This window comes from Bradyrhizobium sp. USDA 376, assembly GCF_054063675.1.
This window is the reverse complement of the sequence record NZ_JBSSGN010000001.1, coordinates 478,715-500,015: the sequence shown is the minus strand read 5'-3', so window position 1 is coordinate 500,015 and position 21,301 is coordinate 478,715. Positions and strand designations below refer to the sequence as shown.

Annotated in this window: 12 protein-coding genes and 4 pseudogenes; all 16 read left to right on the top strand. The window is 60.8% G+C overall.

From position 1 onward, the window contains the following. Positions 1-667 precede the first annotated feature (667 nt). Positions 668-2,002, top strand: coding sequence for an NtaA/DmoA family FMN-dependent monooxygenase (locus tag ACVJ19_RS02165; protein ID WP_453947828.1), 1,335 nt, complete (start codon positions 668-670; stop codon positions 2,000-2,002). 32 nt (positions 2,003-2,034) lie between these two features. Then, complete coding sequence (locus ACVJ19_RS02160) at positions 2,035-3,723, top strand: ABC transporter substrate-binding protein (RefSeq protein WP_453947827.1); 1,689 nt, start codon at positions 2,035-2,037, stop codon at positions 3,721-3,723. Next, positions 3,720-4,682: an ABC transporter permease gene (locus ACVJ19_RS02155; RefSeq protein WP_340672014.1), complete on the top strand. Its 963-nt coding sequence runs from the start codon at positions 3,720-3,722 to the stop codon at positions 4,680-4,682. Before ACVJ19_RS02160 ends, ACVJ19_RS02155 begins: the two co-directional genes overlap by 4 nt. Then, positions 4,679-5,560: an ABC transporter permease gene (locus ACVJ19_RS02150; protein WP_340672013.1), complete on the top strand. Its 882-nt coding sequence runs from the start codon at positions 4,679-4,681 to the stop codon at positions 5,558-5,560. The genes ACVJ19_RS02155 and ACVJ19_RS02150 overlap by 4 nt, the downstream gene beginning before the upstream one ends. Then, entirely contained in the window at positions 5,557-7,284 is a 1,728-nt protein-coding gene (locus tag ACVJ19_RS02145) for a dipeptide ABC transporter ATP-binding protein (RefSeq protein WP_453947826.1), read from the top strand. The genes ACVJ19_RS02150 and ACVJ19_RS02145 overlap by 4 nt, the downstream gene beginning before the upstream one ends. A 288-nt stretch (positions 7,285-7,572) precedes the next feature. Continuing rightward, positions 7,573-7,755, top strand: a complete 183-nt coding sequence (locus ACVJ19_RS02140) for a hypothetical protein (RefSeq protein ID WP_014498065.1) — start codon at positions 7,573-7,575, stop codon at positions 7,753-7,755. Between the two features lie 140 nt (positions 7,756-7,895). Next, a pseudogene (locus ACVJ19_RS02135) lies at positions 7,896-8,141 on the top strand (IS110 family transposase); the annotation flags it as partial. A gap of 499 nt (positions 8,142-8,640) precedes the next feature. Further along, positions 8,641-9,954 (top strand): group II intron reverse transcriptase/maturase, encoded by a 1,314-nt coding sequence (gene ltrA, locus ACVJ19_RS02130; protein WP_453947825.1) that lies wholly within the window; start codon positions 8,641-8,643, stop codon positions 9,952-9,954. After that, positions 9,951-10,859, top strand: coding sequence for an IS110 family RNA-guided transposase (locus ACVJ19_RS02125; protein ID WP_453947824.1), 909 nt, complete (start codon positions 9,951-9,953; stop codon positions 10,857-10,859). Before ltrA ends, ACVJ19_RS02125 begins: the two co-directional genes overlap by 4 nt. Positions 10,860-11,830: 971 nt before the next feature. Further along, positions 11,831-11,980: pseudogene (locus ACVJ19_RS02120) on the top strand (TrbI/VirB10 family protein); the annotation flags it as partial. Between the two features lie 822 nt (positions 11,981-12,802). Then, entirely contained in the window at positions 12,803-14,299 is a 1,497-nt protein-coding gene (locus ACVJ19_RS02115) for a PAS-domain containing protein (RefSeq protein WP_453947823.1), read from the top strand. After that, the gene (locus ACVJ19_RS02110; RefSeq protein WP_223153756.1) at positions 14,296-14,487 is read left to right on the top strand and encodes a hypothetical protein; all 192 of its coding nucleotides are present in this window, start codon (positions 14,296-14,298) and stop codon (positions 14,485-14,487) included. Before ACVJ19_RS02115 ends, ACVJ19_RS02110 begins: the two co-directional genes overlap by 4 nt. Positions 14,488-15,558: 1,071 nt before the next feature. Beyond that, entirely contained in the window at positions 15,559-16,521 is a 963-nt protein-coding gene (locus ACVJ19_RS02105; protein ID WP_014498063.1) for an ArdC family protein, read from the top strand. Between the two features lie 105 nt (positions 16,522-16,626). Next, positions 16,627-18,740 (top strand): annotated as a pseudogene (locus ACVJ19_RS02100) (ParB/RepB/Spo0J family partition protein). A gap of 184 nt (positions 18,741-18,924) precedes the next feature. Beyond that, positions 18,925-20,202: pseudogene (locus ACVJ19_RS02095) on the top strand (SAM-dependent methyltransferase); the annotation flags it as partial. Continuing rightward, the gene (gene trbL, locus ACVJ19_RS02090; protein ID WP_085974107.1) at positions 20,157-21,212 is read left to right on the top strand and encodes a P-type conjugative transfer protein TrbL; all 1,056 of its coding nucleotides are present in this window, start codon (positions 20,157-20,159) and stop codon (positions 21,210-21,212) included. The pseudogene ACVJ19_RS02095 and the gene trbL, both read left to right, overlap by 46 nt. Positions 21,213-21,301: the final 89 nt, after the last annotated feature.

Genomic DNA, 21,301 nt, shown 5'->3' with positions numbered 1-21,301 from the left:
TACCGGTCGTCACTGCACTCGGACCCGCGTGCCCCTTCGGGGGGCGATGCTCACGCTCCTGCGGGTGCCATTTTGCGTTTAGGCGATGCGCCCCTGGCGCACGCCGCAGATGTTGGCGCGCAGGGTCGAGACAGGACGGCCTATCAGTGATCCATTGCAACTCATTACCTTGAGATGGCTCGGATTATGACGATGGGGCTATCAGTCCTGAAACATCAGAACGCGCAAGCTTGATTACGGCGCGATCGCCTTTCTGTTCCGAGCCGTGCACCCTGAGATTCAATCTTTGTGCGCGGGGCGCAGTATGATGCATAGGCGCAAGCAACGCTCTTGTCGCTGGCGCTGGAATGCCTTGTAGCGCATTCGTGTCTACGCGACTCTGAGTTGGTCGCTTCGTCGGTCCGTCGATGTGATGCAAACCAGATAGTGGGGCTTCTCAGTCACGGAGTTTATCGTTCCGTGCCATGAGGCATTCCCAACAGAAATTAATTATCCGGCGGCACGAATTGAAACAGGCATTCTTATTTTTCCTCCGCGGTTGACGCTGGTCGGCTACTCTACAATGTTGGAGTGCCATGACGCGTTCATGGCTACCGAAAATTGAGAAGAGTGCGATGCCGTTTTTGACCTTCCGGTGCACCTCTACACGAACCGCATGTGCCGCGTGATGACGTCAGTGCTTGAACGTGAGCTTCACCTTGGCTTGAACCTGCATGGCGCTGGGGGACATACCGCAGCGTGGCGGTGGCTCGGAAATTCTCCCGGCGCATTTTACGATATTGAGCATTACGTACGAGCCGCGAAGCACGCCGAGCGTGGAAAGCTCGACGCGGTTTTCCTCGCCGACACGCCAGCGCTCGATCCAGCAATCGACAAACACCCGCCGCTCAACGGCATCGAGCCGACGATTACACTTGCCTGCATTGCCCGAGAAACAAAATTTGTCGGCCTGATCGGCTCGGCATCCACCACCTACAACGAGCCATATAACCTCGCGCGCCGATTCCAGTCGCTTGACGTTGTCAGTGGCGGCCGTGCGGCCTGGAACGCAGTTACGACGTCCAATGTCTCTACGGCCAGGAGCTTTGGCGGCGACGAGCTGTCACGTGATGACCGCTATCGCCGCGCCGAAGAATTTGTGGAGGCGGTGCGAACCCTTTGGCATGGCTGGGGAGAAGGCGCTCTTATCCTGGATCAGGCCTCGGGGCGGTTTGGTGATCCGAGCAGGCTGCGGACGACGAGGCACGCCGGCGAGTTCTTCGACATCAGCGGGCCACTGACACATCCCGGCTCAAGACAGGGGAAGCCGGTTATTTTCCAGGCCGGCGGATCCGATCCAGGGCTCCGGTTCGCGGCCCGAAGCGCCGATGCCGTGTTCTCATCGACAGGCGATTTGGAAATCGCCCTGCGCGAGGCCGATCGCCTCAGGTCGTTTGCTTCTCAACATGGACGACGGGCGCCCCTTGTCCTGCCGGGTATCGTCACGTTCGTCGGCGGAACCGAAGAGGAAGCAATCAAGCGCAAGGCGGAGCTTGACGATCTAATTAACTTTGACGTTGCCCTTGATGCGCTGGCCAGTCGTTTCGGCTTTCCTGCCGAAAGGCTGAAGATCAACGAGCCAATCGACCTCAGCTTACTGCCGGGACATGCGGACGCTGCTTTTTCCATTGGCCAGCATCGCACTGTGGAAGCTCTCGTGCGCTCCGGCAAAACAGTCCGCCAGATCATCGTAGAGGCGCCTGCTTACGGCCACCGGGTGCTGGTCGGATCGCCGGAACAGATTGCCGCATCCTTCGAAGAATGGTTCCGGGCTGGCGCAGTCGACGGGTTCAACGTCATACCTGATGTTCTGTCCGACGGCACGCCTGCGTTCGTCGATCACGTTGTTCCCGTTCTTCAGCGGCGCGGCTTGTTCCGCTCGGATTATCGCGGCGAAACGCTGCGCGAGCACCTCGGCATCCCACTGCAGGGCGAGCGCACCGACCAGGTCTCCGCCGCCTGAGTGCTTCTCCTTTATCACATTCGGAGCTTATCATGTCCAAGCCGGCTGCCGTTCATGTGGTGTTTCTTCTCAAAAGTCTGAATCGTCGTGTGAAGTCTCGCGCCGCAATCATCGCCATCGCGATGTCTGGCCTTTCGATTGCGGATCCAGTGCACGCGGAGGACGTTTCGGCTGGCAAGCCGCAATCGGGTGGGACTATCCGGTACGGACACTTCCAGGAGCCGCCGTGCCTCTATGGTGGTTGGGTGCAGCAGTGGTACCTTCAGCGTCAATTCAGCGACAATCTGGTCGCCAGGGCTGAAGACGGAAGGATCCTGCCTTGGCTTGCGACCGCCTGGACCATCTCGGATGACCGCAAAACTTACACCTTCCAGATCAAGCCCGATGTCAAATTCACGGACGGGACGTCTCTGGACGCCCAGGCGGTCGTCGATAACATCAATGGATGGCTGAGCGACAGTCCGGAGCTCGAGAACCCCACAGCCGGTCCTTATCTCAGGGGCATCTTCGAGTCCGCGGCGGTTGCCGACCCGCTGACGCTCAAAATCACGTTGAAGACGCCGTTCGAGCCGCTGCTGAATGTCTTTGCGCAGTCCTCGCAAGGCATCTTGTCGCCGACGGCGCTTAAGCGTGGCAAGGCCGTGAACTGCGAAAGCCCAGTTGGTTCGGGTCCGTTCATCGTAGAGAAATGGAACCGCGGCAAGAACGTCATATTCCGTCGAAACCCAAACTATAATTCGGCGCCGGCCACTGCCAAGCATCAAGGCCCAGCCTATGTCGAAGGAATTGAGTGGCGTTTTCTCGCTGACCCCACGATACGCTACGGCTCACTTCTGACCGGCGAATCCGACGTTGTCTATCATATCCCTGCCGTCAACTGGCAGGACGCCAATTCCCGGTTCAAGATCGTGCGCCACCTCACGGGTGGAACGCCGCTTCGGCTTGCGTTGTTCTCCGAGAGACCGCCGTTCGACGACGTGCGTGTCCGGCAGGCTTTTGCTTACGCCTCGGACCGACGTGCTGCCGTGCAAGCGGCGTTTCTTGGCTCACTGCCCTATGAGGGCAATTTCGCTTTGAGCCAAAGTTCGCCGGAATATGTCGGCGAGCTCTCAAAATCATATTCCTATGACATCGAGAAGGCGAACAAACTGCTCGATGAGGCTGGGTGGACGGAGCGCGATTCAAACGGCATTCGCAGCAAGAATGGCAATGCGCTGATCATACGCATCACCTACACCAATGCTTTTTCGCCTCCCGACGGCGATCAGGTCCTGCAGATCATTCAGCAGCAAGCAAAGGCTGCAGGGTTCGACGTGCGGCTCCAGCCGACCAACCAGGCTGATTTCTGGGCAGGAAAGAATCTTGGTCCCAATGACTATGAAGCACTTCCACTATATTGGGTTGCGCCGGGCGCCGAGATCTATCGCATTTCGTACAAGCCTGACCTGAATGGCGTCCGCAATCCGTTCAATCCATCCCGCTATCAGGATTTGCCCCTGTGGGACATCATCCAGAAGGCCGAACAGGCGCCTGACAAGACGCAACGCACCGGTCTTTATCAGCAGGCGGAACGCCGGATCGTCGAGAACGCGCCATCCCTGAGCTACACGGTTTTGGATGTCACCCTCGCTTTAGCCGATAATGTGAAGGACATCTGGCTCGACAGCGGGTCGGTGGGCGAGCCCGTTTTCTCGGACGCATATGTCACCGACAAGAAATGAATGCGGTGAAGACGATAGGCCATCAAAGCCTTTGGCTAGCGCGCCGGCTCTTGTCCGGCCTGATCGTGGTTTGGGTCGCGGCGACATTCACCTTCTTTGTGCAGTTTCTGATGCCCGGGGAACGGGCCCAGATCATCTTCAATGCAAATAGCGGAAACGTGGGAGAGATTCCTCGGGACCAGCTACTCGCCATCAATGCCAAATATGGCTTCGATCAACCCGTCTTCGTGCAATACGGAAAGTATGTAAGGGATGTGATGCACGGAGACCTTGGGCAGTCCTACGTCCAATATCAACCTGTCACAGACCTGATCGCGCGCCAGATCGGACCAACGATCGCGCTCGCTTTTGCCGCCATGTTGACCGCCTGGATCATCACCATCACGACCACGGTTCTTTTCGCCGGGCGTAACAACATATTGTCCAAGGCGCTAGGCGGGTTTCAGGTCTTCCTGGCAACCCTGCCGCCCTATTGGCTGGGCACAATCCTGCTGGTCGTTTTCGCGATCCAGCTTCGCTTGTTTCCTGTCGTGGGCGGCAACACCCTCATGGGCCTCGTTCTGCCGACGATGGCCCTGGCCTTGGAAATCTACGGCTTCCTTGGTCAAGCGGTCTTGAGCGGATTTACGCGGGTTCTTGATCAGCCTTTCATCACCTCATCGAGAATGCGCGGCACAGGTGATCTCAGCGTCCGTCTACGTCACGCTCTGCGCCATGCGGCCTTGCCGGGGATCACCCTTTCCGGCTGGATCATAGGCAAGCTGCTGTCGGGCGCGGTATTGATCGAAGCGGTCTTCGGCCGTCAGGGGCTCGGCGGCGTCCTTGTCGCAGCATCGTCCACACGCGATGTCCCGGTCGTGTCAGGGGTGATCCTGGTTTCAGCTGCGCTGTTTGTCGCCGCGAGCTTGATCGTGGATCTCACGATACAGCTCGTCGACCCGAGGATGAAAGAGGCATGAGTTTCGCCAATGGCTCCGCGGGACATACAAAAGCGTTCATAACTGCAAGAGTGCTGACGGGCGCCCGTATGTTTCCGGTTCCGGTCTATGTCGCGACTGTCTTCACCGCCTTCTTCCTCATCGCGGCGATTGCGCCGAAACTGCTTCAGACGCATGATCCGTTGGCGCTGAGCTTGATGTCACCTCTCAAGGCCCCTTCATTGACGCATTGGCTGGGGACGGACCAGTCCGGACGGGATCTCTATTCCCGCATCGTGGCGGGGACAGGTCAGTCTCTCTCCATTGGGCTGGGTGCGACTGCGCTCAGCCTTGCCATCGCGCTCATACTCGGCGTGACGGCGGGCCTGTCTGGCGGCTGGATCGACAACGTGCTCAGCCGGCTCTTCGACGCCCTGTTCGCTCTCCCCACTCTGTTCCTTGCGCTTCTCTTCGTTTCGTTGTTGGGCACCTCGGTCTCGACACTGATTATCGCGGTCGGCCTTGGAACATCGCCAGGATATGCACGCATGGTGAGGGTGCAGGTTCTGAGGGTCAAAGCTACTGGTTATGTTGAGGCGGCAAAGGCGTTAGGCCACTCGCCCAGGGGCATCCTGTTCAAGCATATCCTCCCCAACGCAATCAGCCCGCTTGCGACAATGTTCACGCTCGGTATCGGGCAAGCCATCATTTGGGCATCCGGCCTTTCGTTTCTCGGCTTGGGAGTTGCGCCCCCGTCATCGGAATGGGGCGCACTGCTCAATGCCGGGCGCAACTACGTAATCTATGCATGGTGGCTCGAGGTCATGCCCGGGATCGCCATCGCTACCTTCGCGCTCTCAGTGACTGTCATCGGCCAGTACGTGCAGCAACGCCTGGAAGGAAGGATCGAGCTTCCATGAACGTGACCTATCCCGCAGCTTCCTTCCGGCAAAATGCCACAAAGCCCCCGGCTAGCGACCCGTTGCTCACCGTACAAAACCTCAACGTTTCATTCGGGCCGGCGCATTCGCGGCGAGCTGTGGTCAAGAGGGTCTCTTTCAGGGTTGAGGAAGGCCGGTGCGTCGCGATCGTCGGTGAATCTGGATCAGGCAAAAGCGTTACGGCCCGGACGCTGGTTGGTCTGACCGGGGCGCGATCTCATGTCCAAGCTGACCGCCTGACTTTTCAGGGGAAGAATATCGATCGACTCGGTGACAGGGAATGGAGAGCCTTGCGCGGCAAGCGCATTGGCTTTGTGTTACAGGACGCGCTGGTGTCGCTCGATCCGCTGAGACCGGTTGGCAAGGAGATCGGTGAAGCACTAAGTGTTCACCGTGCAATCAGGACACGCGCAGACTTGACGGAACGGGTAGTTGAGCTTCTGAATCTCGTGGGCGTGCCCGAGCCGGCGGTCAAGGCGCGGCAGCTTCCACATGAGCTTTCAGGCGGGCAACGGCAAAGAGCCTTGATTGCGACGGCAATCGCACTCGATCCAGCTCTTTTGATCGCAGATGAGCCCACGACGGCGCTGGACGTTACGATCCAGGCGCAAATCCTGGATCTGCTCAGCGAAACCCGCCAACGCGGCAAGGCCATGATTCTCATCAGCCACAATCTTGCTGTGGTATCGCAGATGGCCGACGAGGTTATTGTGATGCGACACGGCGAAATCATCGAGCATGGCTCATCAGAACAGATCTTTGGCGATCCGAGACATGATTATACGCGGGGCCTACTCAAGGCGATCCCATCCGTCCGGTCACGCGGGAGCCGTCTTTCGTCCTCGACGGCGCCGCGCTTCATCTCGGCTGAAGGAGAAGAGACCAGAGCGCTGACCCAATCGAGTATCGCACAGTGCGGTCGACCCCTGCTTGAGGCGGAACGGCTCGTCAAGCGCTTTCGTGGACCGGATGGCAAGCTGCGTACCGTCGTCAATGACGTCTCGTTTCGCCTCGGCCATGGAGAGACGCTAGGCATCGTCGGAGAGTCAGGGTCCGGGAAGACGACCGTGGCACGCATGGCGCTCGCGCTCGAAAGGCCGGACCAAGGAGAGGTGACACTCGAGGGTTCGCCGTGGACTGCAGCGACTGAGAAAGAGCGCCGCCAGCGGCGATCGGATATCTCGGTCATCTACCAGGACCCACTAAGTTCATTCGATCCGCGCTGGACCATCGAGTGCGTCATTGATGATGCCTTGACAAGAGGCCCCGGAGACCTCGACCGAGCCAATCGACGGTCCGAGGTCAGCGAGTTGCTCGATCTTGTGGGGCTGTCACCAAGCTTCAGGACCAGGCGCCCACTCGAACTGTCGGGCGGTCAACGTCAGCGGGTTGCGATCGCCCGCGCGATTGCTCCGCGCCCCAGGATCATCGTGTGTGACGAGCCGGTTGCGGCACTTGATGTATCCATCCAAGCGCAAATTCTCGATCTGCTTGGAGATCTCAAGTCGCATTTGCGTGTCAGCTATCTATTCATCTCGCATGATCTCGGCGTCGTGCACCACCTCAGCGACCGCGTTCTTGTCATGCACCATGGCGTGGCCGTCGAAGCCGGTGGAGCGGACGACGTATTTTTACGGCCTCGGCAACCCTATACGAGGAAGCTGGTCGCGGCCATTCCACAATTGCACTTCCAGGCGGCATAAATTTCAGAGGCCAGCCGCACATGTCGGCTCAGCGGGAGGGTGACTGCGCGGGCGAGTGCTGTGGAAGGCAGCAATGTCGGGCCGTGTCCATGCAGCATCCGCGCTGGCTGAAACCCCGTCCCCCTGTTCGGACCATGCAAATGCCCGTCCTCGAAGGGCTCCACTGCGAGACGTCAATCCACAAGATGCGACGAGCGATCAGCGCACCGGGGCAGGTGGGTCTGGCGTCGTTTGGGCGACTCACGTTACCCATCATTCCCGACCACCTCACTGCACAATGGGAATGAAATGTTTGCAGCAACCCGTGAACTGCCGGCCTCTGGTTACGCACTTGAAGTGGATGGCCGACTCAAGGCCGAATTTGCAACCAGAGACGGCGCCAGGGCAGGCGGAGAGGAACTCAAGAAGCGCTTTCCCATGCTTCAGATCAGGATCTATGACGCGCAGACGCAAGCGCGCGAGGACATCTAGATCCGCGGACTGGCGGATTTTTCCGATTCGCGTGTGCGGCTTCCGCCGCACCGGGCTCTCGTGTTGGGGTGGACGGCCCCCTTCCGCCGGTGTGCGTGGCAGGATGGGGTCGTCGATGACCTCAAACGAAGGAGCCGTCCGTGGCAATTGTTCGAATCGGTTTGGACACGTCAAAAAGCGTATTTCAGCTACACGGCGTTGACGGGATGGAGCAACCAGTCTTGCGGCGCAAGTTGAGGCGCGGCCAGGTTCTGGAATTCTTCCGTCGTTTGCCGCCAGCGTTTGTCGCAATGGAAGCTTGTGGCGCGTCGCATTATTGGGCGCGGGAGCTGCGATCGCTCGGACATGAGGTCGCGATGATCCCGCCACAATATGTCAAGCCGTATGGTGCGCCCCGACGGCGCGTATTACCAGTGGAGGAAGGATCCACCCAGAGAGTTGTCGATTGATCTGGTAGCTGACGAGCGGTTTGGACGAGCAATCGGACGGATCGAAGCCTCGTGACAAAGGTCGCTTTAGGCGGCCGAGCAATCCAGCGGGCCGTAACGTGAGTGAAGCCTGAGCACGCCTCGAAAGTTACGATGTGAATGCCGACCCGATCGTATGGCGGGGAAGGCCGTGCGGACAGGGAAGCAATTGACGCACGCACCTGTCTGGTTCACCGGGGTAATGGGCACGGCACGTTGGAAAGGTAGTACGGGTAATCGGGGGAGACCCGTCTTGGTCGAAGGTCGCGCCTTCAGCATTGAGTAGTCGATGGACCGGACGGGAGTCGGACAGGGTCAAAGGTACCGATGAAACCGGGTAATTCCGGCGGAGGAAAGGACCCTGACTTCAGGTGCGCTTTTGAAGATGGCGAGGGAAAGGGTAGATTGGCGATGAGCCTTGAAACGCCCGATAAGATCAGGAGCCTTCAGAGAAAGAAAGCTTTATTGTAAGGCGAAGGCGGAGCCTGCCTTCCGCTTCTACGTGCTGTACGACAAGATCTGCCGCGAGGACATTCTGAGCCATGCCTACAAGCTGGCCCGCGCCAACGCGGGTGCGCCGGGAGTGGACGGAATAACTTTCGAACAGATCGACGCGTCGGGACTCGAAGCATGGTTGGCTGGCCTGCGCGATGAACTCGTCACGAAGACCTATCGGCCCGATCCGGTGCGGCGGGTGATGATCCCGAAGCCCGGCGGCGGCGAACGTCCGCTCGGTATCCCAACAATCCGGGACCGGGTCGTCCAAGCTGCTGCAAAGATCGTGCTGGAACCGATCTTCGAGGCGGATTTTGAGGACGGAGCTTATGGATATCGCCCGCGCCGCAACGCGGTCGATGCCGTCAAGGAAGTGCACCGGCTTATGTGCCGGAGCTACACAGATGTTGTTGACGCCGATTTGTCGAAATACTTCGACACGATACCGCACTCGGACCTCCTCAAATCGGTGGCCCGACGCATCGTCGACCGGAATGTGCTGCGGCTGATTAAGTTATGGCTGCGAGTACCGGTCGAGGAGCGGGATAGCAACGGGAAACGGCGCATGAGCGGCGGTAAGAGCAACAAGTGTGGCACGCCACAGGGGGGTGTCATCAGTCCGCTGCTCTCCGTCATCTACATGAACCGGTTCCTGAAGCATTGGCGTCTCAGCGGTCGGCGTGAAGCATTCCATGGCCAGATTATCTCCTATGCCGACGACTTCGTCATTCTCAGCCGCGGCCACGCGGAAGACGCATTGACGTGGACGAAAGCGGTGATGACCAAGCTTGGGCTGACACTCAACGAGACTAAAACCTCGGTGAAGAATGCCCGATTGGAAAGCTTTGACTTCCTTGGGTACACGCTCGGACCCCGCCACTTCCGCAATGGGGGGCGGTGGTATCTTGGCGCGGCTCCGTCGAAGAAAAGCGTGCTGCGGATCAAGAGGAAGGTCAGCGAACTGCTGACGCCGGGCAACAAGGGCGCTTGGCTCGAAGTACAAGCACGACTGAACCGCCTTCTGCGCGGCTGGTCCGCTTACTTCAGCTATGGCTCGCTTGCTACGGCTCATCAGGCCGTTGATCGACACGTCTTTGACCGCGTGCTCGCCTTTCTGCGCAGACGACATAAGACGCCAGGACGTGGCGTCAGACGGTTCTCTGATCAGATCTATGGGAACCCTGGCGTACTTGTGCTGAACCGCGTGCGCAAAGTGTCGCCGACGTGCGCCTTGTGACGAAACCTGTCGGAAAGCCGGATGCGGGAAAACCGCACGTCCGGTTTGATGAGCGGGGAGAGGAAACGGAACGCGCAACAAGCGCATCACCGCGCCTCTCCTCGACTCTACTGCAGCGAGGGAAATCCGACGCTGCGGACGCGGAGGCGATTTGCGAGGCGGCAAGCCGACCAAAACTGCGCAAGAACTTCGTGCCGGTCAAAAGTCCTGAGCAGCAGGGCGCGCAGATGCTGACGCGCGTGCGGGCTCAGTTCATCAGTAGGCGCACCCAGCTCGCCAATTCGATCCGCGGCTACGCCGCTGAGTTCGGCTTTACCGCGCCCAAGGGGCTTTCGAGGCTTCCGCAATTGCTGATCGATATCAAGGCTGATGCGACAGTCCCGGACCTGGCGATAGAGTTGATAGAGGCGTTGGCTGCAGAACTGGCGCGCGTCGATGATCAGGTCGTTACTCTCGATAAGAAACTCGCGCAAATCCATCGGAGCAACGAGATGAGCCGAAGACTGGCAACCATTCCAGGAATTGGGCCAATCGGTGCGACGCTGCTGTCAATCAAGGTCGTGGATGCCCGCGGGTTCAAATCGGCAAGAAACTTTGCTGCTTGGCTTGGCCTGACGCCAAAAAATCATTCCACGGCCGGCAAGAATCGACTCGGTGTCATCACGCGCGCCGGTGATGGCATGTTGCGAACCGTCTTGGTAGCTGGCGCGACAGCCGTGATCGCGGATGTGCGACGACGCGGGAGCCGCTCTTGGCCCTGGCTGACAGACATCATCACGCGCAAGCCGCCGAAGCTGGTGGCGATAGCGTTAGCAAACAAGCTGGCGCGGATAGCTTGGAAGCTGATGGTTACCGGCGAGCGGTACCGGGCTGCGAGCGCGGTGCCGATCCCATCGCCGACATAGACTTTGAACGACAAGCAGAGCTTTGCGTCAGACGGCTAGATCTGACGCTGAGGCCGGAACTTGCAGGAAAGGACGAGGTGGTACGTTCGGCGCGAGCCGGTCATGTGAGACACTCCGCTCGGTTTACCGGCAGCAAATGCCGCTCTCGTGTTTGGAACTCACCGTCCGCGAAGCCCATCTTGGCCAAGGATCGTAAGATCCGAAAATAGGCCGGACATATGAGCGCAAGCGATCCGAATATGCTGACCGATCCAATCCTTGCAAGTCGGGGGCCGTCCACATATGGACCGAGCTGCCTTGCGTCTCGGCCGCCGTGCGGCGTCGATCCCTCGCGCTAGGAGATGCGGAGCTCCCCGCCGGGGGCACTCGGGAAAGGGGCTCGCCTCTCGGCGATCGCTATCACTGCCCCGTTCCCGGGTGCCGCTATTGAACCGGTCTCGTCGCTGCACTCGGACCCGCGTGCCCCTTCGGGTCGCTATGCTCACGCTCTCCGGGTGCCATTTTGCCTTGAGGCGATGCGCCCTTGGCGCACGCCTGGTAGGTTTGGGCCAAGGCACCTAAAGGCCAAGTCCCGAAGAATGAAATAGAAGGCCGAGCGCGTCGCAGATTTTGCATTCTGTCATCTGTGTGCGTGCAGCGCGCTCGCTAACCGAACCACGCGGCCGCTTGGTCAAGTGGCGTCGCTTCCGTCCGAAGAGGCTGAGAATAAGAGTTTTGGCCGGGTTTGCCGTGACGGGTCACAGGCCGCGAGAGAGGCTCGCGGCGCCCGCCGCGGAGATCCGCGATGCCCAGACACTACCTTCGGGCGTGCACTGGCGAGGACCAGACAAGCCTTTAAGGCAAAATCACCACAAAATTATCGGCGAGCTTGAAGCCGGCGACGTGCCGTGGGTGCAGTCTTGGGGGAGCCCAGAGGCGACGGCGTGCTTGGCCATGCCGAGAAGCGCCACGACTGGCCGTCAACATAGCGGCCTCAGGGAGCAAGGCTCATCGGCGGGTACGACAGCCAGGTCGCTTTTGGCCAGTCGCGCGTTCTGCTGGACTGGACGCGGCTGATCATGCCGAACGGACGTTCAATCGTCTTGGAGCGGCAGCCCGGCAAGGATGCAGCAGGCTATTCTGAACACAGCAGACTGTTCGAACCCATCGGAACCGCGGCATTGATACCGCACATGCTGGCTGGCGCAGTCGAAAACGGTCGGTGCGAGTACGAAGTGGTCAACGCAGAGCCGGTCGGGCCCGGGAAACCCCTGGCGTTGATTCGGAAAGCTCAAGCTGAGCAAGCGTCAAGATGAGCGGTGGCCAACGGGCCCGCGCGGAGCGCAGACCTGTTGACAGGGGCTATGGAGCCCCAGTTTGCCTTCGCCTTCACATTCGAAGGAACGAGCACACCGTCGACGCGAGGTGAAATTGCCTCCTGGTCGGAACTACCCGAGAGAGACAAGGTCGCGATTGGCGCCCTCAGTGCCGCGCAAAGAGCTCGCCGAGCGTTGCCTTGCGTCGACCAGGGAATCCTACGCGCTATTCATGCAAATCCTCGGAAAGAACGCGTTTTTCCAGCGTGATTGTCTGATAGTTCACCACCTTATCTCTCAGTCGTTGCCTGTCCCGCGCCATCGCGGCTGCTCTTTCAGGTGACGTCGCCCACTTGCGCGCCTGCAGCAGGCCGGCCACTTGCAAGCGGACCAGCAGCCGTTATCGCGCGCCGTTGGAGTGCCTTGTGCGTTCAGGCCATCATCCCTGCCTACGCCGGCTGCCCTTAGACTTTGATCGCGGGGGCGACATATCAACCGGTGCAGCCGCAGCGCAGCCTCCTCAGACCGTTTCGCGAAGAGATGCTCTGGCGCGTGGGACCTTCGAAAGATAAACCGAGGCGAGGCCGTGAAGTCTCCGCTAGCCCTGCGGGACCAATTCTCTGCCATTCTAGACCGGATAGGTGCATCATGAACGCAGTGACGGTGGGCTTTGGGGCGCAGACCGCGACCACGACGCTGCAAAGGTTTGTCCGCTTTGTGCGCGGCTCCGGTAGCCTGAGCGTGGCCGACAAAGTCTATTCCATCGCCGGATTTTTGACGATCGTCACAATGTTTCTGTTGGTGATGTCGGTCCAATGCGTGCGCCTGCAGACGAACTATCGGCACATGCAGATCGATTCGGCGTCGGCTGCCGTCAATATCGGGCGCGTCAACGCCCTGATCTACGCGATCGTGATGGAGTCGCGCGGGATCTACATGTCCACCGAACCGGCGAAAGTAAAGCAATTCGCGGACGAGTTGGTCAAGTGCAGCGGCGAGCTCACGGCGGTGATGATGCGCTGGGAGCAGACTGTCCATCCCGACGATCTCGAGCAATTCGAGGCGTTCAAAAAGCGAGTGATGCAGTTCATCGACTTTCGGCTGGAACTGGTGCGGCGGGGGCTCGAGATCAGTCCGGCCGCGGCTCGTGAATGGGGCGATAACCAGGCCAATCGCACCGTGCGCAGCAAGCTCAATGCTGACCTCGAGGCACTGCAGCGATCCTACGATAAGCGAGCCCGCGAAGCCGACCAGCTTGCTGACGAGAACCGCTATGCGGCCTGGTACCTATTCATGCTTGGACTCGCGGCGCTGGTCCTTGCCGCGATCAACGTCCTCGTCATGCGCGACTCCGTGGTCGGGCGGCTCTCCGATATCGCGCAAGCAACCGACCGGATCGCCGCAGGAGACATCAAGAGCGAGGTGCCGCATCTGATGCGGCACGACGAGATCGGGCATCTGGCCCGCAACATGCAGCACTTCCGTGATGCCATGCAAAAGATTCTAGAGCTGGAGCAGCTCGAGTTCAACACGGCGCAGCAACGCGACGCCGCTATAACCCAGCGCGACCAGTTCAACGACAAGTACCAGGCCAAGAAGTGGCAGTTATCGGCGGCGATCAACAGCATGCCGCAAGGCCTCATCATGCTTGACGGCAGGGCCAATGTCGTCGCGATGAACAATAACTATCGGCGGATCTACAATCTGCCAGAGACGATCAGGGCTGGCTCTACGCTGGAGAAAATCCTGCAGCATCGTATCAAGAGCGGGCTCTTCAGCGACGACATCGCGAAACATCTCGCGGCGATTCTCGATCGAATCGCCCGGCGCGAGCCGACCGCCTATGAGATCGCGCTAAATGACGGCCGCACCATCAATATCTACGAGCGTCCGATGGATGGCGGCGGGTGGGTGTCCGTGCATGAGGACGTCACCGACCTGCGACATGGCCAGCGGATGTTGGAGAGGACTGAGCGTCTGCTGGCCACCATTGTCGAGAACGTTCACGAAGGCATCATCGCCAAGGACGCGCGCAGCTTGCGTTACCTCTTCGTCAACAAGGCTGCGGAGAAGATGATCGGCATGTCGCGGGCCGAAATCGTCGGCAGGACCGCGAATTGTTCTCCCCGGAGGCGGCCGACTTGATCGAACGGCGCGACCGGCAGTTGCTTGCCCAGAAGCAACAGTTCGAACCCATTGTCGATACTATCGACAGCCCCGTTCGCGGACGGCGTGTGATCTGTGCGCGACGGCTGCAGATTGGCGGCGCCGGAGAGCAGCCGCACACCTTCGTGACTATGGTCGAGATGGGAGCGGATCGCGAACGTCAATAGGGCGATCACACGTCGCCCCTCCTGAGTCGACCGCGCCGGAACTGGACTCGCGGGTACAGTGGGATGCTGCTACCCCGAGGAGGTATCCGGCGAAAAACGCCGGCGTTGTATGCATCTGCGCAGGATTTTGTCTCTCCAGCGCTGCTCATTGCATCATTCGAGATCAAAACCTGGCTACAGTCGCCGATTAATCGGGCGACGCAACGCGATCGAGCGTATCGCTTCGCCACGAGGGCGCACAAAGAGCCGAGCTCGTGCGCCCGGTGCCCGAAAATGCAGCCACATTTAGCAGAAACGGTGCCGCTCTTTACGTGCGGGCACGATGTTGCCGCACGAGGGGCCGCCAAAGGAGGCGAAAATGCAGAATAGCTCTCATAGCTCCGAAAACCGAGGGTGCTGTGCGGTGTGTGGTGGAAGGTTCGGGCTGATCCGCCATTACTGGTGGCGAACGGCCCTTTGCTCCAGGAAATGCGTCGATCGCTTCAACGCCCGGCGGGAGGCAGACCAGAAGTGGCTGCGCCGGCTGTTGGCGGCTCCTGCAGAATGCGAGACAAGCCCGAACGGAGCGCATTGCGTGCCATGCACACAGCAACCAGTTGCTTAACTGCAGGAAGCTGCGGTGGACTTCCGAAATGAACGACTAAAGTCCATCAGCGATGCGAGAGTTGCAGGGGCTCCGGCTCATGCCTGCGTTTCTTCGGATAAACGATGCAGCCCTGCATTGTGTGGTTGAGCTGACGGAGCATCTCGCGCTAGGCTTTGGAGCTCCTCGCCGGGGGCACTCGGGAAAGGGGCTCGCCTGCGGCGATCGCTATCACTGCCCCGTTCCCGGGTGCCGCTATTGAACCGGTCTCGTCGCCGCACTCGGTCTCGCGTGCCGCCTTCGGCGTCGCTATGCTCACGCTCCTGCGGGTGCCATCTCTCGAAGGCGATGCGCCCCTGGCGCACGCCTGATCAGGCCTGCAGCCTGGCAGATTGCGAAGAGTCTGAGAGTAAGAGTGCAGGCTGGGTTTTTCGTGACGGGTTAGAAGCTGCGAGAGTGGCTCGCGGCGCCCGTCGCGGAGAACCGCGATGTCAAATCCTACTGTTCGCGCGCGCGCCGGCCAAGACCGGGCGAACCTCTATAACGAAATTACCGACAAGATCATTGTCGAGCTTGAGGCCGGACGCGTCCCCTGGGTTCAGCCGTGGGGTACGGCCGCGGCGAAAGCGCCGTTGGCCATCCCGAAAAATGCTTCGACCGATCGGTCCTACAGCGGGATCAACGTCCTTCTGCTCTGGGGAAGCACGATCGAGCATGGTTACAGCGGTCAAAGCTGGCTCACGTTCCGGCAGGCGCTGTCGCTTGGAGGCTATGTGCGCAAGGGGGAGCGTGGCACCGCGGTGGTCTACGCCGACCGTTTCGTGCCGCGCGATGAGAAACAGCGCGCCGCCGAGACCGGCGACGAAGCGCAGGCCATTCCATTTCTCAAGCGATTTACCGTTTTCAACACGGACCAATGCGACGGACTCCCCGGCGAGATCGCGACCGCGGCTCCGCCACCGCCGCCAGGTCTGATCGAGCCTACCGTGGAAACTTTGATCAGGGCCACCGGGATCACATTTCGGATTGGTGGCGATCGCGCATTCTACGCGCCGGCCGAAGACTTCGTGCAGGTCCCGCCGCCGCAGGCCTATTTCGAGCCGATCAATTGGCACCGCACCGCGCTGCATGAACTCGGCCACGCGACCGGACATCGCTCGCGCCTCAACCGCGATCTTAGCGGATCCTATGGCACCAAGAAATATGCCTTCGAAGAACTGGTCGCCGAGTTGAGCTCCGCGTTCAGCTGCGCGTCGCTCGGGATCGTCCCGACCGTGCGCCATGCCGACTATATTGGCTCCTGGCTCGAAGTCCTGCGCGAAGACAATCGGGCTATCGTGCGTGCCGCCTCACAGGCGAGCAAGGCCGCGGACTATTTGCTCGGCTTCATTCCCGAGCCCATTGAGCACGCGTCGCTGGATTCGGCTGTTGCCGATCACGAGACGGCTTGATGCTTGGCCTCCTGTCGCCGCGCAAGAGTGAGAGGAGGGGGCGCTATTCGCGACGGGTTGGAAGCCGAGAGAGAGTCTCACGGCCGCCCGTCGTGGAGAGCCAAAATGACGAAAGCCGTACAAAAGATCACGCTGTCGCCTTCAAGGGACATCCCCTTCAACAAGCTCGTGCTCAGCCAATCGAACGTTCGCCGCGTCAAGGCCGGCGTTTCGATCGAGCAGCTAGCCGAGAGCATCGCGCAGCGTACGCTTCTGCAAGTCTAAGTGTCCGGGCCGTCGTTGATCCTGATGGCAACGAGACCGGCATGTTCGAGGGACCAGCGGGAGGCAGGCGCTATCGCGCTCTCGAGCTCCTGGTGAAACAAAAGCGGATGTCGAGGACGCAGGCGGTGCCGTGCGTCGTTCGCGAAGGGCTTTGCCGAGGACGATTCGATGGCGGAGAACGATGAGCGGGTCGGCCTGCATCCGCTTGATCAGTTTCGGGCCTTCCAGACGCTCCGCGATCTCGGCATGAGTGAGGAAGTCATTGCCGCGCGCCATTTCGTGAACCCTGCGATCGTCAAGCAGCGCCTGCGCCTGGCGTCGGTCTCGCCGAAGTTGCATGACGTCTATGCCGAAGACGGCATGACGCTCGAGCAGCTCATGGCGTTCTCAGTTACTGCGGATCACGCCCGCCAGGAGCAAGTCTGGGAGAACCTCAGCCGTTCCGGTTATGACGAGCCATACCAGATCCGCCGCATGCTCACCGAGAACACAGTGCGCGGGTCCGATCGCCGGGCGCAATTCGTGGGCCTCGACGCCTATCAGCAGGCGGGTGGCGGCGTTCTGCGGGATCTGTTCGAGCACGACGACGGCGGTTGGCTTCAGGATATCGTGTTGCTCGACCGCCTCGTGATCGAAAAACTCAAAGCCGAAGCTGAGACGATTGCTGCCGAGGGCTGGAAGTGGATCTCAGTCGCCGTAGAGTTCTCCTACGGTCACACACAAGGCCTCCGGAAAATCGAAGGAAAATCTGTCGATCTCTCGCCTGGGGAGCGGGCCACCATCGATGCCCTGAACACCGAGCAAGCCAAGCTTGAAACCGAATACCAGGATGCCGACGAATTGCCCGAAGAAGTCGATCAGCGCCTCGGCGAAATCGAGTCGGCGCTGGCGGCGTTCGAGAACCGGCCGATGCTTTACGATCCGGCGGAGATCGCCCGGGCTGGTGTCTTCATCAGCATCGATTCCGAAGGACGGCTCTGCGTGTATCGTGGTTACGTCCGGCCTGAGGACGAAGTGCCGGCAACCGATCCTGATATCGCGCAGGCCGCCGATCCGTCGTCGAACGAAGGGAAGGAGCCCAGCACTTCAGTCCAGCGCACGGTCATCGCAGTCGCGGGTAGTGCGCCTTATGCCGAAGAACAAGATGACGACGCGGCCAGGCCTCTGCCGGATCGGTTGATCACCGAGCTGACGGCGCATCGCACGTTGGCATTGCGCGACGCGCTGGCAGAAAATCCTGCGATCGCGTTCCAGGCGGTGCTGCACAACTTCGTGCTGACGGCCTTTTACCGGTTCGCGTCATCCGGAAGCTGTCTAGAGATCGGCCTTCGCACGCCGAACTTTCCTGCCCAAGCTCCGGGGCTGAGGGAAAGCGCCTCCGCCAAGGCTGTCGAGGCGCGGCACGAGGCCTGGAAGGCGCGGTTGCCGAAGAGGGAGAACGATCTTTGGGATGCGCTAACGGCTCTCGATGGTGGTGCACAAGCATCGCTGTTCGCCCACTGTGCATCTTTTGCGGTCAATGCCGTCTATGAGCCGGCCAATCGCTACAATCAGGCTCGCGTCTCAGCACACGGCGTCCGCACGCGTCTCGACCGCGCTGATGTGCTGGCGCGGGCGGTCGGGCTAGACATGGTGCAGGCAGGGTGGAAGCCCTCCGTCGACAACTATCTCGGCCGGGTCACCAAGCCGCGCATTCTGGAGGCCGTACGGGAGGCTAAGGGCGAGTCGTCGGCTCAACTGATCGACCATCTTAAGAAGGCCGACATGGCCAAGGAGGCCGAGCGCCTTCTGGATGGCTCAGGCTGGTTGCCGGAGCCGCTGCGTCTCGTCGATCCCGATGCAGCGCCAGTGGGGCAGGAGGGCGAAGCGGGCCGGCTGCCCGAATTCCTCGCCGACGATGAGGATCAGGAAAACGCCAGCGACGATGATCCGCACAGCTCGACGCGGCTGAATGAAATTAAGGAGCGGGATGGCACGGCCGTCCCGCAGTAGCGCGGGGGACCGGCGTGCGGCGCCGGTCACTATTTTTATGCCCGAGGTCTGAGAGGGAGAGCGGGCCGGGAAGGGTTTGAGCCGTCCAGGTCAGAGGAGAGCGCCTGGCGGTTCGACCCCTTCCTGCTCTCCGAAAGAATTCCTGTCATGACCGAATCTCTTGCCGGCGGCGCTGCCGCCGCGCCGCTCTCGATGCGCGCCGCTGCTACTCTCACCTCCGCCGCGCTCAGGGCGGCCCGACAGCTGTTGACTGATCTCGAACGCGGCCGTCGCATCGATGCCGTCGTTCTGCGTAGCGCCATGGAGGCTGCGTTCGGCGCCTCCGACGCGGCCGGCGCCTGGAACTGGAAGACCGCCTATGACGTCTGCGAGGCGGCAACCGTTCTGTTCCTTCGTAAGTTCGGACCGGCCATACGGGCCAGGGCTGGCTCGACGGCCGCCATGCTGCCGATGCTGGCGAAAGTCGCGAACCGTCTGCCGACCCACACGCGGCGTTCCGAGGACAGTCAGGCGCTTCAGCAATTCTCGACGCCGATCCCGCTTGGGCTGATTGCATGCACCGCAGCCGCCATTACATCCGCCGATCGCGTTCTGGAGCCCTCTGCCGGGACCGGTTTGCTCGCCATCTTTGCCGAGCTCGCCGGCGGCGACTTGGTGTTGAACGAGTTGGCCGAGAGCCGGGCGGGATTGCTCGAGCATCTATTCGCGGATGTTAACGTCACGCGGTTCGATGCTGCTCAGATCGATGACCACCTCGACGCGAGCGTTGTGCCGAGCGTCGTTCTGATGAACCCGCCGTTCTCCGCGGTGGCGAATGTCGATCGACGAATGGCGGACGCCGCCTTCCGGCACATCGCTTCGGCGCTCGCGCGTCTTCGCGATGGCGGACGCCTCGTCGCCATCGCTGGCGCGGGCCTTGCGCCGGATAACCCGGCGTGGCTAGAGGCCTTTGTTCGCCTCCAGGAGCGCGGACGGGTCGTGTTTTCTGCCGCGATCGACGGCGCCGTCTACGCCAAGCACGGCACTCAGACGGACACGAGGCTGCTCGTCATCGACAAGTTACCCGCTGCCGATCCGAAGGCATTTCCCACCTCGCAAGGCATGGCCGGCGATGTCCCCGCCTTGCTCGAGTGGGTCACCCAGCATGCGCCCCCGAGGTTGCCCGTCACTGCGCCGGTCGTAGCCGACGTCATTAGGCGCCCTGCAATCTCCCGATCGGCCGGCGCCATTGCACCCAGCCCCTCATCCACTTCGGGGAGCGCGCCAGAAGGTGTGCAGCTTGCGTACAAGATCGTCGAATGGTCGCCGCCGGAAAGCGCCCGCCTCACCGATGCGCTCTATGAGGAGTTCGGATTGCAGTCGATCCGTATTCCCGGATCGTGTGCACATCCGACCAAGCTCGTGCAGTCGGCGGCGATGGCTACCTCATCGGTAACTGGAACAGTCTGGCGCGCATCGTCTTCGAGAGCTTTGCCGGTCTTGGCCTGAAAGCATCAGGCGCAAGCCTCTCCGCATCGGATTTCTTGAGACCTGGAAAGATCGCTCAAGTCGGACTTGATGCCGGCCGACCGCTCCTCGATTCGATCTCCAACCTGATGGGCTACATCAGCTTTTTCGAAAATTTCGTCCAGATCGTCGTTCTCCTGTTCGCGTGGGTCGTGGTGCTGCTCGCCTTCTTCATTTTGGCGATCCAGCTCTTCGTCACCCTGATCGAGTTCAAGCTCACGACACTGGCCGGCTTCGTGCTCATTCCCTTTGGCTTGTTTGGCAAGACCACCTTCGCGGCGGAGCGCGTTCTGGGCAACGTCATATCTTCCGGCATTAAGATCCTGGTCCTGGCCGTCATCGTCGGCATCGGCTCCACCCTGTTTTCGCAGTTCACCGCAGGTTTCGGCGGTGTACAGCCAACCATCGAAAACGCGATGACGCTGGTGCTCGCGGCGCTTTCCTTGCTGGGCCTCGGTATCTTCGGTCCGGGTATCGCAAACGGCCTGGTGTCGGGCGGCCCCCAACTCGGCGCCGGAGCCACGATTGGAACAGGCCTTGCTGCTGGCGGCATTGTTGCGGCTGGCGCGGGACTTGCCGCTGGCGGTGCCGGTCTCGCTGGTGGTGCGATTGCAGGCGGCGCGCGCGGTGGCGGCGCTGTCATCAGCGGAGCAACAGCCGCCTATCGAAGCGGCGGCCTTGCCGGCGTCGCGGAGGCTGGCGCTTCGGCTGCGACGAGTCCTTTGCGTCGAGCAGCGGCTGCCTTCGGAGGTAGCCAAGCGGGCGAGCAGGGCACGAGCGCGCCGGCTGAAGGGCAGCCTGATTGGGCTCGCCGCATGAAGCGTGCTCAGACCATCCGGCATGGTGCCTCGGCCGCTGGCCACGCCGTCCGCTCGGGCGATCATGGTGGTAGCGGTTCCTCCGTCGATTTGTCCGAGGGAGAACGTTGAGACGCACCCTGCATCTCCGCCGCACACACAGCGCCTCAAACCATTCCATCGCACGACTTGAAACCGATCACTTGATATCAGGGGCAACC